The organism is Aminipila butyrica (assembly GCF_010669305.1).
Classification (GTDB): Bacteria; Bacillota; Clostridia; order Peptostreptococcales; family Anaerovoracaceae; genus Aminipila; species Aminipila butyrica.
In genome coordinates, this window is record NZ_CP048649.1 from 3,239,066 (window position 1) to 3,256,718 (window position 17,653).

Consider the following 17,653-nt stretch of genomic DNA (forward strand, 5'->3'; position numbering starts at 1 on the left):
TAGATATGTAATGTACTTGGTATATTATTTGCCTCATAGACCTATTACAACATATCTTATTTCTCGTATGAGCAAGCCATGGTTTTCGCGGTATGTCAGTAACAACATCGGTTTTCAAGTGGGGTAAGGGTACTGCCTTCATCACCAAAAAAGATGGCCACATTATCTGAAACTATGTGGCCATACAGCTTTTATTCCTGAAGCAGCATTTCCCGTTCAGCTTTTTCAAACTCATCTATAGCAGTATCCTCATCGTTATAATAATCTTCCCAAAACCCCAATCTTGACCACAGTTTAGGCAATATAGAATATGACCCGTCCTTTTCTTTATTCACCACCCAGCACGCGGATAGTTCCTCTGAGGTAATTTCAAATAATTTTGCGGGGAAAGGTATAACAATACCATCATTATCCTTTATTCGATAAAGAATAAAATCTCCAATAGATTCACTAAAAGATGATTCTGATTTGTCATAGAATTCTATAGCTAAAACGGTATATTCCATACCTACTTTTAAACTCTGATATTGCCCCTCCCCATCTAATCTTTTCGTATCAATGCACCTAACTTTCATCTTGCATTCCTCCTTACTTATTAAATTTTACTTTCATCTCGTATGTCGATATTTGTCCTGTTTTTACGTTTTGATAAAAATGAACTTGAAAACTTCCGCTTGGACTTTTAAATGTTCTCGTAGACATCTTAGCCCAATCATTAATGGAACTACCATCACGGGTTAGAGCTTTAATGACATTGGAGCTGTTAAGTTTACTACCAGGCATAATTTTATTTGAATTCTTTATAACTTCAGCGCGTAATGTACCACTATTTGTAAATATCGAGCTTGCTTCTTCATATGTCAATTTTACATTAAGTTTTGGCATATTAGCAATATTGTTAGCACCGGTCTTGCCAGCACCGCTAACTACCGTCTTCCCAGCCGTCGTGGTAACTGATGTTCTTGGGACTGCACTCTTATATGCACCATATCCTCCAGCAAAGGTAGTCACTACCGCAGCGCTATCTATCCAGTGCTGCATTGATAAAGGCTTTTCGGGATTAACTGCACCATTTACCGTATCGAAGAATCCCATAGACAGCCAATTGCCCACATTGTATGCACTTGGATTGTCCCGCATAGTATCGGCTCGATATACCATTCCATGCCAAACATCATCAAATATATATTTGTTGCCACTGGGGTCTATATACAATATTGGGTTATTTCGGCAGTACGTATACAGATTCAAACTTAACGGGTCATTTACATCTCCAGTAAAACTGTCTTCACTGATAAATCTTCCTATTTCCGGATCATAATATCTTGCTCTAAGATAAATATCCCCCGTCTCTTTGTCAAAATACTCCCCACAATACCTGAATGGATTGCTGTCGTTTGAATCAATGTTTTTCTCATTTCCAAAGGCATCATACACATACCCTTTCGTGACATTCCCAGCACCATCGGCTAACTGTACTACATCCCCATGGGTGTTGAACAGATACCATCCATTTTGGTCACTTTTAATCAGTCCATTCCCTCGGATGTAACGGTTGGTAACAGCATTGCTTCCGTCAAGCTCTAAGGCTATATCCTGTCCTTCCCATACCTGTGTAGTTTTTATGCCGTTTACTGTCTTTGATATACGAAGTCCATCTGGTTTATAAGCATAAGCAATATCTCCTACGTCATTTTTCACTGCCGTCATTCGATCAAAGCCGTCATAGGTGTAAGCCTCATTGCTTGCAAGCTGCCTTTCGGCTCCCTCATTTACGGTCTCCGTTTTCTTGCTGATTGTATTTCCGTTAGCATCGTACTGATAGTCGGTAATATCCTTCTTACCTCCTGCCTGCTTGGTTTCCTCCGTCAGCCTGTTGTTCAGGTCATACGTATAACCTACAATGTAGGCTTCTGCGCCGCTGACGGCCATTGCGCTGCGATTATTGGCCCTGTCAAAAGTGTATGTCTTGGTGATGGCATCAGAAACTCCGCTTTCCGCTTCTTTCGTCAACCTACCAAGTCCATCATAACTGTAGCTTGTCTGTCTGCCCTTATTGTCCCTCTTCGTGGCCTGATTTCCATCTAGATAATAGGTATAGTCATAGCTGGACAAAACATCTGACCCCTTTTTATTGTTTAAGGAGGTGACCATGTTTGCCAGGTTATAGGTATATGCTGAGCTGTCTCCGTTTCCATAGCTCAGGCTGTTTCTGTTTCCATTGGCATCATAGGAATAGGTTGCTACCAGCATTCCCGCTTCATAGACCTGAATTAGTCTGTCTTTTTTATCATAAGTATAAGCCAATTCCTTCTTTGAGGTTCCATTTACTTTAACCACAGAAGTCTTTACATTTCCTGCTGTATCATAGGTATACACCTTTTCAACACCGTTTGAATCGGTTTCCTTGACTTTTCTTCCTTGATCGTCGTAAATATAATCTGTCCGCAGATTCTCATTCTGAGTAAAAGCCAGTGCTCCTGTCTGCGTATAACCCATGGTCTCTGACTGAGTCGCTTCGTTCTTTGTCACACTCTGACTAAGCTTTCTTGACAGCCCATCATACGCATATCTTGTGACAACACCGTTTTTATCCGTCTTTGACGTCATGTTTCCATTGATGTCATAGATATACGTTTCTTTTTTCCCAAGCGGATCCGTCAAAACAGTCAGGTGTCCGTATTGGTCATATTCATATTTCGTCAGTTGTGCACCCTGTGCGGTTTTCATCGCCGTCAGATTTCCGGCTACATCATAAGTGTATTCCACCTGATTTGCCAAAGCACTTCCATTATAATTTTTGACCTGTGTCAGCTTATTCTTATTGTTATAGACATTCTCAATCTTTGTAGAAGCTTCCTCTGCGCCCGGCAAATTATTTTTTATCTGTTTTCGGATCAAGTTTCCATTGGCATCGTAATAATACTTGGTTACAGCCATGGATGTTTCCGTAAAAGGCGTTTCTTCCTTTGCCAATCTTCCAAGAGCGTCATAGGTGTATAAAGTCTTATACGTTCCACCCGCCGCATTGCTTCTGGCATCTGTTACAGCAGTTTTTCGCCCTGCTGCATCGTAGCCTGTCGTAACGCAGTTGCCATTGACATCATACTGCCGGATAACATTTCCTGCATGATCATATTCATTCCTTGCAGTAAAGTGTTCCGAATAGTTCTCCGTATTGGCTCTTGCCGATTTTTCCTTGACTGCCTGCCCTAGATAATTATACTCAAACGTGTGGAATACTTCCGTCCCGTTAATGATCTGGCCCTTCTTGGTCACTCTGCCGTATTTATCATTATATTCCGTGGTTTGGAGGGAACTGCAATCTGCTCCTCCTTCCACAGTCTTGATGATTTTATCATCATAGTATGCGGTAGATTCTTGAGCCAGTGTTTTATTGGTTTGGTCAGCAGAGCGCTTTAAGATGATGCGGTCTTTATTATCGTAGCCATAAGTGGTTACACTTCCACCCGCCGCCAGATCGTTTTGTTCCTTTGCTATCCTGTATGCACTGTCATACTCATTGGCCTTGAGAAGGATTTCTTTGCCCCCCTCTACACGGTATACCCCGGTTAGATTTCCTGCAGGGTCATACTGATAACGGGTCACTTGTCCCAGCTCGTCGGTTTCTGTGGTTATATTTGCTGGTGTATTATAGACATATATTTTGGTGCTGTTATCTGGATACTGAACTTTCGTTACTCTTCCGGACTTGTCATAGGTGTAATGGGTTACATTGCCATTGCCATCGGTTTCTGTCAAAATTCTCCCATAGATATCGTGGGTCGCCTGTCTTGATATGCTTCCCAGATTCTTTCCGTCCGCATCTGTTACGTTTTGAACGGTAATACCGGTTAAATACGCACCGTCCTTATAGGTGTTGCCCGTTCCAATGAATGTTCCGGCAGCTACATCCGTATACCTATTGCTCTGAATAACATTTCCATACGAATCATAAGCAAAATCACTTTTTGCCTTTAACTGCCCATTTTCATAAACCAAGGACTGTGCAACGGTCTTTTTATCGGCTGATGGCAGATTCTGTTCAGAAATAACCGTAGCGGCATCCCTTTTATAGGACTTGCCTGTCACATAGTTGTACTGGCTATCGTAGGTCAAGGATACTTTATACTCCGCATCTCCAGTGTTACCTTCTGAGAGAGACGGCCAATAGGAAACGGCATTGCCTTTATCATCATAAGCATAGCACTCAATATTTTTAAATGCCTGCTTGTTTGATGTGTCATATCTTTCTGTGGTTATCTTTGTCTTGGAAGGATGCACAAGCTGATTATACACATTGTACGTATTGGATGTAGACTGAACTAATTTCACGCCGGCATCATACACTTTTTCATAAGTGCAATATCCTCGATGATAATCAAAGCCATATTCTTTCGTAATATTCCGAGATACATCTTTTTCTTTTACATACCAATCATTCCATATTTCAAAAGGATCCTTATCTGGAAGTTCTTTGCTGTAGCCATCCGCATTATATAAGGCATCTCTTAGCTGCCCATTTTTCTTGTATTGATAGGAGTATTCATACTCCTTTCTGTTGTACTCTTTTCCATTCTGACTATCAAATCGGCTTTTGATGGCAATATCCATGATGCAGCCATAGTCATGCCAGGCATTGCTTCTTGGATAATATTCATAATTAACCGTCAGCCCCGTGGGATAAGTGATCTTGGATAACCCTGCATAGTAGTTTGGATAATATTTATCATCGTCACCAAAACTATCTACACCCATAAATTTGTTGCGGTCGGACAGTTTAAAACGTGCCCCAAAATCTGCTCCGCACAAAATATCAGTATAATTATAAGTAGTTACTTCTCCTGCCGGATTCGTCACTTGAGACAAGTTATATTCATTAAACTGCCCCGGATATTTTTCATATCCCCGCATCTTGTCCAGTTCTCTTGCTTTGTTTCGGTTGACCGTATAAGTAATGGTCTGACCATCAGGCATCGTTAAAACTTTGTCATAGCCCGCTCCAGAAGTCTTATTTGTAATCGCGGTGACTCTTCCAAGTGAGTCTGTTATATTGACATCTGTCATGTTGTTGATGGTAGCATACACAAAAGATATGGTATTTCCAAACCGATCGACGATTGCAATCAATTTGCCGTCCCCGTTGAAATATTCTTTTTTTCCATCTGCATAAGTCACACTGTGGGCAGACTTCTGGCCTCTCACCTCTTTTGCCTCATTGGCGAAGATGACATCTTTATAGGTGTAATGCCCCAGATTGTTCACCCAATTTGGTGATATGCAGAATGTCCTGCCGTCAGACAAATGAAGTTTCATATAATCATAATAAAAGGTATCTTTGTCTATATATGAAAAATTGAATTTCCATCCTGTTCCCAATCCCCATATTTTGTCATTTACCGTAGATGGATTTGAAACTTGCTTACCTGATATGGTATTAGTGGTTGCTGACGTCATGGCAATTTTATAGATATAGGCAGAATAAGAATCTCCGTCTGCTTTTATTTTTTGCTGACTGTACAGCCCTCTTAAAGCATCCGAATCAATTACTTCATCGTCACCTTGGGGCTTATATTTTTTTGTCTCAATGCAATTTCCCATGGTTCCATCTGGATTCTTGGCAAATTGCTTTTCTCTTTCATAGACCTTCATGGTCGAGTATATGGGTTTACCTTTTTTGTTGGTACCATATTGTATTTTTCCATTGATATTGTAATAGTTTGCTTGATCTGTACTGTACTGTCTTGTTATATCTAAATCCATCCCCCCTGCTCCGGGCAAAATGACATCTGTCACATTATAATCGAGAGTCCCCGAGCTTAAGTTGATTTGTTCGTTTGCCCCCTCATTATGCTTAAAAGGCGCACTCAACAGTTTTTCCGGATTATATTTTACCTCTGAGAAATCATCTCCGCTTGCCGTCAAAGCAGCCCGACGAAAACGCTTTTCATAAAGAGAATCTACTGTTTCCTGTGCTTTTTCATCTAATACCTCATCTCTGGTTCCCTGTTGAATTGCCTCTTTAATCTCTTCTTCTGTCAGCCCATAGCTAATCATATCTGAATAGGTGAGCAGCGCAGCTTCTATATTTTCTCCCTGCTGTCCAGAATATCTAAAGAATTCATCGCTGACTCCAAAAAAGTCACATACTTTTAATTTGTTTTCATCAGACAGTTCCTCATATGTCATATTGGAACTTGATAAAATTCGGATAATTTCATTGGTCGCATCCAATAGCTCTTGTCTTGTTCCTATATAACCGGTCATCCCGTAATAGATCTGCCGGGACAACTGCTCCGAAATAGCCGAGGTATCCAGTTCATCGCATATTTCTTCTGCTACAAAGTCAGGTACATTGCTACCTCCGGTATAGTTCGCTATACCATAGTCAGAAAAGTCTTCTGCACTATTGCCTGATTCATCACAGAGAAGACTCCCCGTTTGATTGGCAGTATAATCCAAAGTAACCGCCGTATTAGGGGTTACAGCCTCACCAAGTGTTAAAATAGCCTTATTATTGAATATATCGATTTCCGTTATTGCGGTTTCATCTGCAGATATTGGATAAATGGTTGTATTTCCTGAGATGGTATAGGCTGGATTGGAAGGCTTCTGATAGACTGGATCTATATTCTTTATATCCTCTGTTTTTTTAGGGTTATTATAGATCATCTTTACTTTAAAATCTTTTGGTAACGGAAGTTTATTCGCATCCAAGATTTTATTAAAATTTAAGGTCAGAATATTCCCATTGACAAACGCACTGTTTATCAATAAAGGCATTTCATCTCCTTCTATCGTTTTTTTATCGGGTAATTTAAGCTCACCGTCATCCTGTTCCGCTACCTGAAGCTTGCTCTCACCCGTACTAAAATTAGTTTCAACCTTGTCTTTCGTGCTTAATGATTCTGTACTTGTTAAAGCTGTGTCTGCATCATCTGTTTCTTCACGAAACAACTTATCATGACTTGACATCTCTACATCTATGTTGTTACCATCAGACAAAAACGCCTCTGCATGTACCGTCTGAAAACCCATGAACGTGATAGTTAGGCACGTAATAATAAGAAAACTTGTAACTTTCTTTATTATTTTCATTATTCTCCCCCTTTGTAAAATAGACCTTCTGTTTATCTCTTCATTCCCTTGTCTCCCACACTTTCAACGCTGCATTCCTTGCAATTTCAGTCACAGCTTTGAAAGCTTCTTTTAACGTATCTTGTTGCCCCCCTTTCTTACAGGATTTAAGGTAAATATCTAGATATTTGCCCTAAGATAAGTATAAGTCTAAATTTCTACTTTTTTCTGGCTTATCTTTTTCTATTTTCTACCAATATTCGATATTTTTTAACACTAAAAAGCACCTGCCAATATCGGCAGGTGCTTAACTTAAACCCTTTTTCTTTTAAATAATTTCGTTCCTTCTGAGCTCAGCCAACTACAACGCAGCCGGTGAAATACCTACTCCAGTAGACAACTTGTAGCTTTCCACTGCTAAGTTGTAGCCCAATAGAGCTCCAGCTTGACTTAGTTTAGCACTGTTCAATGCCAGCTGTACCTGCTGTACATCGGAAGAAGTCACCATACCCAACTGAAATCTTCTATTTATGGTATTTAGGCTGTCTTCAGCATTTTTCAAAGTCTTTTTACCAGTCTGTACCGTGTTATAAGCATCCATCATAGCGTCGTACTTAGAACGTACATCTAATTCAATATCCGTCGGTTTGTTCTGTAAGGCAATCTGAGCGTTTAGCAGTTGAGTCTTGGCATCAATATACTTAGATGAACTGCTGGGATAAGCTTTATAACTGTTAAAATTTAATTGAGACAACTCTACATTATAAGTAGCTGTCTTCATTTCAATACGGTTTTTCAGTGCAGCCTCTACAGCCTGAGCCAAAGTCGTCTCTGGCAATTCGACCTCCTGAATACTGTCCGTCAATACAACCTCCTGAGAAATGTTATAGCCCAAATAGTCGTTAAAACTCTGTTTTAACTGCTGCAAGGAACTCTTTGCAGCCTCTAAATCAGTTTGCGCACTCTGGACCTCTTTATCCATCGCATCTACTTCGCTTTTGGAGGCAGAACCCACCTGATATCTTCTCTCGGTAGTAGCCAGTAAACTCTTTTTCAGCGTCAAGCCTTCATTGACAAGATTCACCTGATTTTCTGTGTTTTTCAAGGTGTAATATTTTTGCATTAAGCCCTGCTTTAAGGCATTCATTCGGGCTTCGTCATTTTTGTCCACCATGGACCTAGCAAAGTCTCGTCTGGACTGAAGCAACTTTTTATTAGAGGTATCAAAACCAGTAATAACGGCATCTACTTTTTCCAGTTTGCTCAGACTACTGGAGTTTTCGCCATAGCCCTTAGCTGCACTGTCATCACTCTGCTTCTGCAGCTTAATCAGTTCCATGGTCTTACTGTTATCCAGCTGTTTATAGGCCCCTTCCAGAGACAACTGAATAGGCTCTAGCTTAACAGCAGCCTCCGTAGTGGTTTCTTCATTGCCTTCTGCGGTTTGCGCAGGAGCCTCCGTTGCTGCTGCGCTCTCTGTCGCCGCTGCCTTAGTGGATGCTGGCGCAGTGCTGGCTGTATCGGCAAAGGCCAGCGAAGCGGTGGACATAGTAACGGCCATGCAGATGGACAGAGTCCATAAAATATATTTCTTCTTCATTTCTAAATTTCTCCCTTAGCTTTATGTATCGCTGAAAAACAAAAGTGTTTCACACTAAATTACATCTTATTAAAATCATTATACCTGCGGAATATTAACTGAAAATAAATTTTTTGTTTATGTTGGCTTAATATTCCTGCTCTATTATATATAAGGATAGCCTTTTGCTTTTAGCAAGAAGGCCCTTTTATATACCGTGCAGACTGCATTCCTCAAAATAAACCAGCGAATGGGGCTCTGCACCAGACAATATACAAGCGTTTGCGTTCATGATAAAATAAGTGGATTGGAGGTGTATCATGTTTCGAATTTTAGTTGTAGAGGATGATACCAATACAAGAAAATTGATGAAGGCCGTTTTATCAGCCAACGGTTATCTGCCCTTGACGGCCTCAGACGGCTTACAGGCCTTGGATATTCTGGATTCTGAGCACATAGATTTAATCATTCTCGATGTGATGATGCCTCATATGGACGGCTACGAGTTAACCCAGGAGCTTCGCAGTTCCGGTTACGAACTGCCTATTTTAATGGTTACAGCCAAACAACTGCCTGCGGACAAGCGAAAAGGCTTTATAGTAGGCACGGACGATTATATGACGAAACCAGTAGACGAAGAGGAGATGCTTCTGCGCATCAAAGCCCTTCTGCGCAGGGCCCAAATCGTCAATGACCACAAACTGACGATCGGCGAAGTCGTTTTAGACTACGATGCCTTAACCGTACAGCGGGGAGAAGAGGTCCAAACTCTACCGCAGAAAGAATTTTATCTGCTCTACAAGTTATTGGCCTATCCCAACAAGATATTTACCCGTATTCAGCTCATGGATGAAATCTGGGGTATGGAATCGGAATCCACTGATTACACGGTCAATGTCCATATCAACCGACTGCGAAAACGGTTTGAAAAATATCCCGAATTTACGATTGAAACTATCCGCGGACTAGGTTATAAAGCCGTGAAAAACGTATAGCCTATTGGCTCTTCCATTCGCAACCCCTTCCAGCTACCTTTTATAAAATCTCCCGTTCCACCGACACCACCTGGGCCTCTGTGTTGCTTTCTATAAAGTTCAGTACGTTGTCCAGGATGCTGTTGGCATGGGCAGTCTCATCTGTTACGCAGGATATGCCGATGACAATAGCCTGATGCATATCCTGTTTGTCGACCTCCGCAATAGAAATATTGAACTTGTTCCCAGCCTTTGCGCACAGGCTCTTCACCACCATACGCTTCTCTTTTAAGGAATGTACCCAGGGTGCATGCAACTCAATCAGCATGGTTCCTATAATCATCTGTATCTATCCTCCCTCTATTTTCTATCTATTTTATCATCTTTTACCCCTTCGCACCAGCCCTTCTAGGTGCTCTATTGGCAGTATTTATAGAATCACCAAACCAGTCTCCCACTATTTGGAATACTAGATTGCCTGTTTTTTTATTTTATGGTATATTATTAATAGTGTAGTCGAAAATCATCGGAATAAACAAGGTCCTGTCGCTTGCTTTGTCCGCATGGTTTTATGTCTTATGAGAAACTGGATTTATGACAGAAGCACGGCCAAATATGCCTGGTTACTAATCGGATAAAGTCAGCATGTTTGTGTTCGAAAGAAAAATGCCCCGGTGCTCAGTATAGAACTGCCAACAGTTTAATTAATTTTTAAGGGGGCATAAAGAACATGAAATATTTAAAAAACAAATTATTACTTTTTATTTCTGTACTATTAGTTTTGACAACTTTATTTTTAACTATAATCTCTTCTACGCTCTTTTACCAAAGCTCTATGTCAGAAGCTAAAAACAATTCCCTATATCTGGCTGAGGCTTATCAACAGCGAGTTGATGCCGTGCTTAGTATTTACCGGGATGCGGTTTCCAAAACTTCTGTTAAAAGCTTTTTAACCGACGGAGCTACTCCGGAGGCAGAACAGAGGCGTCTGCTGCAAGAAGAAGCAGACGTATCTGGCTTTGACTATCTAACAATAGCCGACGCCCAAGGGAATAATGAAAAAGGGGATCAAATCAGTGACCAGGAATTTTTTCAACAGGCTCAAAATGGCGTGCCATATATGTCTCGTCCCGTTCTGAGTGCAGAACAAAAACTGGTTCTCTATATTGCCGCACCTATTGAAAACACGGACAAGATTCTTTATGGCGTCGTGCCATACGAAGTCATTAATACAAAGCTTTCTGAAATTAAAATTGGGGAAAGCGGGTATGCTTTCGTTATTGACAAAGATGGACTGACAACGATTCACCCTGATGAAGAGAACGTATCCAATCCAAAAGACTATTTTGAACTGGCCAAAGAGGATGACAATTACATACCAACATCCAAAATTTTTGGCGAGATGATTGAGGGAAAAACCGGCACCGGATTCAGCTATTACAACGGTCAACGCCGTTTAGTGGGCTACACTCCTCTGGACGGTCCAGAAGGCTGGTCGATTGCCGTTACCACGCCTTTAACACAAATCGAAGCTAGCCTGAGAACTACACTTCTTATTTGTATTCTCGTAGGAATCATTCAGCTGGCAGTCGCCTTCGTTATTACCCGGGTATTTGCTCAAAAGATTACCCAACCGATAGTTGAAGCCACCCGCAGAATCGAAAGACTGGCAGAGGGAGATTTAACAGAAGACATACAGCTGTCCAACGGAAAAGATGAAAGTGCCCGCCTAATACAAGCCTTGCAAAACACAGTTCATGGACTGCGGTCTTATATCATAGATATTTCTACCGTGCTTGATGGGGTGGCCTCTAAAAACTTAACTGTTTTCAGTCAGGTGGACTATAAGGGTGATTTTGTTCCCATTCAGACATCTTTGAACCAGATTCTCCATACATTAAACAGCACTCTTGGCGATATTTCCGGAGCAACCGAACAAGTTCGGGCGAGCTCCTCTCAGGTAGCTCTCGGTGGTCAGAACCTGGCAGAAAATTCTACGGAACAGGCTTCCACCACAGAGACCCTTACTCTTTCTCTAGAAGAGGTTTCAAAGCGGATTCAGGAGAATGCTGATGATGCGCTTTCCATGAAAAACATTACGCAAGAAGCCCTTTTAGAAACACAGCGTGGAGATGATGAGATGCAGCGGCTTAAACAGTCTATGGCCAGCATTGATACCTCTGCCAAAAAGATTCAGAGCATTATCCGCATTATTGATGATATCGCTTTTCAGACCAATATTTTAGCGTTGAATGCGGCAGTAGAAGCTGCTCGTGCCGGAGAAGCCGGAAAAGGATTCTCCGTAGTAGCTGATGAAGTCCGGGCTCTGGCTTCTAAGAGTGCGGATGCAGCCAAGCAGACGACGGATTTGATTAACAGTACGATTCAGTCTGTGGTTCAGGGGAAACAAAATACGGAACAAACTGCCGATGTTTTCCAAAAGATTGTCGAACAGACTAGCACCGTTAATTCCTTTGTAACAAAAATTTCTGATTCTCTTGAAAAGCAGGCGGCCAGCGTCTCCGAATTAGAAGATGGCATGCAGCGTATTTCCATGGTAACGCAAGCCAACTCAGCTACAGCAGAGGAAAGTGCTGCAACCAGCGAAGAATTACTGGGTCAGATGCAGTTGCTGCAAGAACGAATTGCCCAATTTCAAATTTCTGAATCATGCAAATAACAAATCGCTGCCACCCGTAAAACGGGTGGTTCGATCCAGGCTATAAGCCTGTAATACTGGCCAGCGTCTCAAGGCGCTGGCTTTAACTACGTTCAAGCCACATTGCCCTTGCCCCTTTTGCTACCCCTCAAAGGGGCTATTTGAATGGGTCTGTATATTCCCTAATGCTTAATTTATCCATTGCCATATCATGCTTTTCCTGTTCTTGAATATATTTCTTTATTGTTGCTTCATTTAATCCTACAGTACTTACATAATATCCTTCTGCCCAAAAGTGTCTATTTCCAAATTTATATTTTAGATTTGCATGCCTTTCAAACATCATCAATGCGCTTTTTCCTTTGAGGTATCCCATGAAATTTGCTACACTTATTTTTGGCGGTATGGATACCAAAAGATGAACATGATCTGGCATCATATGACCTTCAACGATTGTCACCCCTTTATATTTACAAAGTAGCTTTATTATTTCTATCAGACTTTGACGATATTGATTATAGATCACTTTTCGTCTATACTTTGGAGTGAACACAATGTGGTACTTGCACATCCATCTTGTGTGCGCTAAGCTATTCACCTTAGCCGCCATAAAAATCACCTGCCTTTGCTATTTTGTGGCTTGAACAACCTTATTATAGCAAATAGGTGATTTTTTTGTATAACAGCTGACGCGTACCCGCATAGCGGGTAGTTTTATGTTTCGCTCACTTCGTGTGCTCAACAGGCTTATAAGCCCAAAATAAGAAATCCCCCAGAGAACAGACTGTTCTTTGGGGGATTTGTTCTATACACAATTCAAATCTTATTATTTTTTTAATATTAAACCAATATCACGTCGAACCTGCATACCTTCAAAATGGATTTTGTCCACATTGGCAAAAGCCTTTGCTCGCGCTTCTTCATGGGTATCTCCTAGCACCGCTACCCCCAACACCCGGCCGCCGTTGGTAAGTACGGTTTGTCCCTGGCTTAACTTTGTGCCGGCATGGAAGACCAAAACTTCTTCCTCCACTTGCTCCAGTCCGGTGATCTCCTTCCCCTTTTCGTAGGTACCCGGGTAGCCTCCCGAAGCCAACACGACACAGACAGCCTTTTTCGGGCTCCATGCCAAGCTTATCTCCTCTAATCTATTATCAATTACGGCATTGAACACATCCAGCAAGTCTGTTTCCAATCGCAGAAGTACAGACTGCGTCTCTGGATCGCCGAACCGATTGTTAAACTCGATAACTTTAGGACCATCCTCTCCAATCATCAGTCCAATAAACAAGACTCCCTTAAAGTCCAGCCCATCTTTCTGAAACCCTGCCAGCGTAGGCAGCAAGATTTCTCTGCGAATGCGCTCTTCTAGTTCTTCATTAAAGAGTAAACTAGGGGAATAGGTTCCCATACCGCCGGTGTTGGGCCCCTTGTCCCCATCAAAGATCCGCTTATAATCCTGTGCTGATTCCATGGGAACAATGGTGTTCTGATCGACAAAGCAAAGCATCGAGGCTTCCACCCCAGTCAGATATTCTTCCACCACAACCTTTTCTCCCGCAGCACCAAAGATTTTATCGCCCATCATCTCCTGGATGGCCTGAACAGCCTCCTCCTGGTTTTCAGCGATTACAACACCCTTGCCAGCCGCCAAACCATCGGCTTTGAGGACCATCGGATAGCCATATAGGCCTACCGCTTTCAGCAGTTCTTCTTTATCGGTAAACTCTTGATACCCTGCTGTAGGAATGTGATGACGATCCAGAAAAGCTTTGGTAAAGGCTTTGCTGGCTTCCAGCTGGGCACATTTCTTATTGGGCCCAAAGGCTCTCACCCCAACCTTCTCCAATTCATCGACAATGCCTAAAGCTAACGGCACCTCCGGTCCAATGACAGCCAAATCCACTGCTTTCTCCTTGGCCAACTGACAGATACCGACTATGTCTTCTGCGGCAACGGGCAGGCACTCCGCCACTTGGGCAATGCCCCCGTTACCAGGCGCACAATAGAGCTTCTCCACCTGATCGCTCTGAGCCAGTTTCCAAGCGATAGCATGCTCCCGACCCCCATTGCCTACGATCAATACTTTCATAACAAAATTCCTTTCCCTGTCATTTTCCACCAACGTACCAAAGCTTATATACACGCCCTAATGCTTAAAGTGGCGAACACCCGAAAATACCATAGCAATGCCCAGCTCGTTTGCTTTCTTGATCGATTCTTCATCCCGAACAGAACCACCCGGCTGAATAATAGCCGTAACCCCGGCAGCCCCTGCCGCACTGACGCAATCGTCAAAAGGAAAGAACGCATCGGAGGCCAACACCGAATCCTGCAACGGGAAGTTGGACTGCTTCACCGCATTTTCTACGGCCCAAATCCGATTCACCTGACCGGGCCCGATTCCTAAAGTTCTGCCATCCTTGGCGATAACGATGCCGTTAGACTTGATGTGCTTCACAACCTTCATGGCCAGCTTCATGTCCTCCAGTTCTCGCTCCGTCGGAATCCGGTCGGTAACTACCCGAAGTTCTTCTTCCTGAAAGAGCACATCATCCGTATTCTGCACCAATAGTCCCCCGGAAACCTTCTTCACATCCAGTTGTCGTTCTGCCTTCTGTCCAATGTCTTCTAGTTTTAACAACCGCAAATTCTTCTTTTCAGTGAGAACAGACAAAGCTTCCTCTGTAAAATCCGGTGCCAGAATAATCTCCAAGAAAATCTTGCTCATCTCCCTAGCCGTTCCCTCATCAATGGTCCGGTTGGCTGCCACAATCCCCCCGAAGATGGACGTCGGATCGCATTCATATGCCTTCTTGTAGGCAGCAAGAATATCAAAACCCGTGCCCACACCACATGGATTGGCATGTTTTACCGCCACCACCGTAGGCTCTTCAAATTCTTTCAAGGTGGCCAACGCGCCCTGGGTATCGTTAATATTGTTAAACGACAGTTCTTTGCCGTGAAGCTGCACAGCGCCTACCAAACTTCCAGCCGGAGCTTGAATCTCTCGGTAATACGCCGCCTTCTGGTGGGGATTCTCTCCATATCTCAGGTCCTGAATCTTTTCATAAGTCAGTGTCAAATTGTCTGGCAGCTCTGCACCAATCTGTTTCCTCAAGTAATCGGAAATCATCGCATCATAGGCTGCCGTGTGCTGAAATACCTTTAAGGCCAGCCGATATTTTGTATCTATGGAAATGCTCCCCTGCTGACTCAATTCCGTCAATACTTTGTCGTAATCCGACGGGTCGCAGATTACCGCTACATCCCGATGGTTCTTAGCCGCAGAGCGGAGCATTGTAGGGCCTCCGATATCGATATTTTCAATAGCCTCCTCCAGTGTTACATCTGGTTTCAAAATAGTTTCTTTAAAAGGATACAGGTTGATTGCTACAATATCGATGGTCTGAATACCCAATTCTGCCAGCTGGTTCATGTGCTCCGGCTTCTCTCTTCTGGCCAGAATTCCTCCATGTACTGCCGGATGCAAAGTTTTCACCCGCCCATCTAGGCATTCTGGAAAACCGGTCACCTGAGAAACGCCCTTAACCGCTATACCATTGTCCGCCAGCCGCTGGTGCGTCCCTCCTGTGGATATAATTTCTATTCCCATATCGGATAAAGCCTTCGCAAAATCCACCACACCGGTCTTATCCGAAACACTTATTAACGCTCTCATGATTTTCCTCCGTATATGTATAACCGCTACCGCGGTTTTATTTACCCTTTAAACTGCCTCTTTTCAATGACAATGTCGGCAGCACCTGCTGAATAGCTTCCGCCAGAATCTGATGTTCTACCGCCAGCACTCGTGCTGCCAGCGTATCCGTGGTATCGCCTGCCAGAACAGGTACTTTACGCTGAAGAATAATCGGCCCGGTGTCCACCCCTTCATCTACAAAGTGAACCGTCGCACCACTTTCCTTCTCTCCTGCCGCCAGCACCGCTTCATGAACTCGCTGTCCGTAAAAACCCTTTCCGCAGTACTGCGGAATCAGGGATGGGTGAATATTAATAATTCGTCCCCCATAAGCCTGGATAAGCTCCGGCTCCAACACGCTCATGTAACCCGCCAGCACCACCAGGTCCGTTTCTGCCTCTTCCAAGGCATCCAACAGCGCTTTAGTCCTCATAGATGTCGCTGGAAACTGCTCCTTTCCGATGACCCGGGTGGGAATACCGTGTTGTTCCCCCCGCTTTAAGGCAAAAACTCCAGCCTTGCTGGCAAGGATACAACCAATCTCCGCCCCTTGAATCTGCCCAGACTCTACGGCATCAATGACGGCTTGGAGATTGGTGCCTCCGCCGGAAACTAACACAGAAATCCTCAGCATAAGGTAACACCCTTCCCCTCTGCAATCTGACCGATGACAGAAGCTGTCTCACCTGCTGCTTTCAGCGAAGCTAGCACAGCCTCCACGTCGGCTTTGGGAACCACCATCATCATGCCTATCCCCATATTATAAGTAGAGAACATATCCACTTGCTGAATGCTCCCACACTTCTGAATATAACCAAAGATAGCAGGAACTTCCCAAGAGCCTACCTGAATTTGGACCCCCAGTCCCGCCGGAATAATCCGCGGGATATTCTCAAAAAAACCACCGCCGGTAATATGAATAATGCCATGAATGGGATGTTTGCCTACCACCGCGTCACAAGCCGCCGCATAAATCTTCGTCGGCGTCAGCAGGGCTTCTCCTAACGTCATCCCCAGCTCTTCCACATAGCTCTCCACCTTCATCTGCATTTTTTCAAAGAAAACTTTTCGCACTAGTGAATAACCGTTGCTGTGGATGCCGCTGGAAGCAAGGCCGATTACCGCATCCCCCGCTTGTATGCTGGCTCCGGTAATCATCTTTTCTCGGTCTACTACGCCCACAGAAAATCCGGCCATGTCGTATTCTCCATCTTGATAGAAGTCTGGCATTTCCGCCGTTTCACCTCCTACCAGCGCACTGCCGCTCTGATAGCAGCCTTCGGCAATGCCCTTGACGATTTCGGCAATCTTTTCTGCTTGAACTTTTCCCGTAGCAATATAGTCTAAGAAAAACAGGGGCTTTGCCCCTTGGCAAAGCACGTCATTAACACACATGGCTACGCAGTCGATGCCCACCGTATCGTGCTTGTCCATCAAAAAGGCAATTTTCAGCTTTGTACCTACCCCATCGGTGCCAGATACTAAAACAGGTTCCGCCATGTGAGTGGTATCTAATTTAAATAGGCTGCCAAAGCCTCCTAGCCCGGTCAGCACATTTTCGTTAAAGGTCCGCTTTACATGAGGCTTCATGAGATCTACGGCCCGCTCCCCTTCTTTTGTATCGACCCCTGCATCTTTATAAGTTAATTTGCTATCCATAA

At 43.4% G+C, this 17,653-nt stretch carries 11 protein-coding genes; 2 read left to right on the forward strand and 9 right to left on the reverse strand.

Going from position 1 to position 17,653, the window contains the following annotated elements; translation table 11 throughout:
* Positions 1–191 precede the first annotated feature (191 nt).
* From Ami103574_RS15185 to Ami103574_RS15195, 3 genes are all read right to left on the reverse strand, one after another.
* Positions 192–575, reverse strand: coding sequence for a hypothetical protein (locus Ami103574_RS15185; RefSeq protein ID WP_163067796.1), 384 nt, complete (start codon positions 573–575; stop codon positions 192–194).
* Between the two features lie 13 nt (positions 576–588).
* Positions 589–7,098, reverse strand: a complete 6,510-nt coding sequence (locus tag Ami103574_RS15190; RefSeq protein ID WP_163067797.1) for an RHS repeat domain-containing protein — start codon at positions 7,096–7,098, stop codon at positions 589–591.
* A 340-nt stretch (positions 7,099–7,438) separates the two neighbouring features.
* On the reverse strand, positions 7,439–8,677 hold the full coding sequence (locus Ami103574_RS15195) for a TolC family protein (protein ID WP_163067798.1): 1,239 nt from the start codon (positions 8,675–8,677) through the stop codon (positions 7,439–7,441).
* Between the two features lie 299 nt (positions 8,678–8,976).
* On the opposite strand from Ami103574_RS15195, the gene Ami103574_RS15200 reads away from it, so the two are divergent.
* Positions 8,977–9,651 (forward strand): response regulator transcription factor, encoded by a 675-nt coding sequence (locus Ami103574_RS15200; protein WP_163067799.1) that lies wholly within the window; start codon positions 8,977–8,979, stop codon positions 9,649–9,651.
* Positions 9,652–9,691: 40 nt separating this feature from the next.
* Here the strand turns inward: Ami103574_RS15200 and Ami103574_RS15205 are convergent, their stop codons facing one another.
* Positions 9,692–9,973, reverse strand: coding sequence for a DUF503 domain-containing protein (locus Ami103574_RS15205; protein WP_163067800.1), 282 nt, complete (start codon positions 9,971–9,973; stop codon positions 9,692–9,694).
* A gap of 387 nt (positions 9,974–10,360) precedes the next feature.
* Between Ami103574_RS15205 and Ami103574_RS15210 the strand changes: the two genes are divergently transcribed.
* Positions 10,361–12,310 (forward strand): methyl-accepting chemotaxis protein, encoded by a 1,950-nt coding sequence (locus tag Ami103574_RS15210; RefSeq protein ID WP_163067801.1) that lies wholly within the window; start codon positions 10,361–10,363, stop codon positions 12,308–12,310.
* Positions 12,311–12,446: 136 nt separating this feature from the next.
* On the opposite strand, the gene tnpA is transcribed toward Ami103574_RS15210, so the two are convergent.
* From tnpA to purM, 5 genes are all read right to left on the reverse strand, one after another.
* The gene (tnpA, locus tag Ami103574_RS15215) at positions 12,447–12,899 is read right to left on the reverse strand and encodes an IS200/IS605 family transposase (protein ID WP_163066716.1); all 453 of its coding nucleotides are present in this window, start codon (positions 12,897–12,899) and stop codon (positions 12,447–12,449) included.
* 216 nt (positions 12,900–13,115) lie between these two features.
* Positions 13,116–14,381: a phosphoribosylamine--glycine ligase gene (purD, locus tag Ami103574_RS15220; protein ID WP_163067802.1), complete on the reverse strand. Its 1,266-nt coding sequence runs from the start codon at positions 14,379–14,381 to the stop codon at positions 13,116–13,118.
* A 57-nt stretch (positions 14,382–14,438) separates the two neighbouring features.
* Complete coding sequence (purH, locus tag Ami103574_RS15225) at positions 14,439–15,971, reverse strand: bifunctional phosphoribosylaminoimidazolecarboxamide formyltransferase/IMP cyclohydrolase (protein WP_163067803.1); 1,533 nt, start codon at positions 15,969–15,971, stop codon at positions 14,439–14,441.
* A gap of 37 nt (positions 15,972–16,008) precedes the next feature.
* Positions 16,009–16,626, reverse strand: coding sequence for a phosphoribosylglycinamide formyltransferase (gene purN / locus Ami103574_RS15230; RefSeq protein WP_163067804.1), 618 nt, complete (start codon positions 16,624–16,626; stop codon positions 16,009–16,011).
* The gene (gene purM, locus Ami103574_RS15235; protein WP_163067805.1) at positions 16,620–17,651 is read right to left on the reverse strand and encodes a phosphoribosylformylglycinamidine cyclo-ligase; all 1,032 of its coding nucleotides are present in this window, start codon (positions 17,649–17,651) and stop codon (positions 16,620–16,622) included. The genes purN and purM overlap by 7 nt, the downstream gene beginning before the upstream one ends.
* Positions 17,652–17,653: the final 2 nt, after the last annotated feature.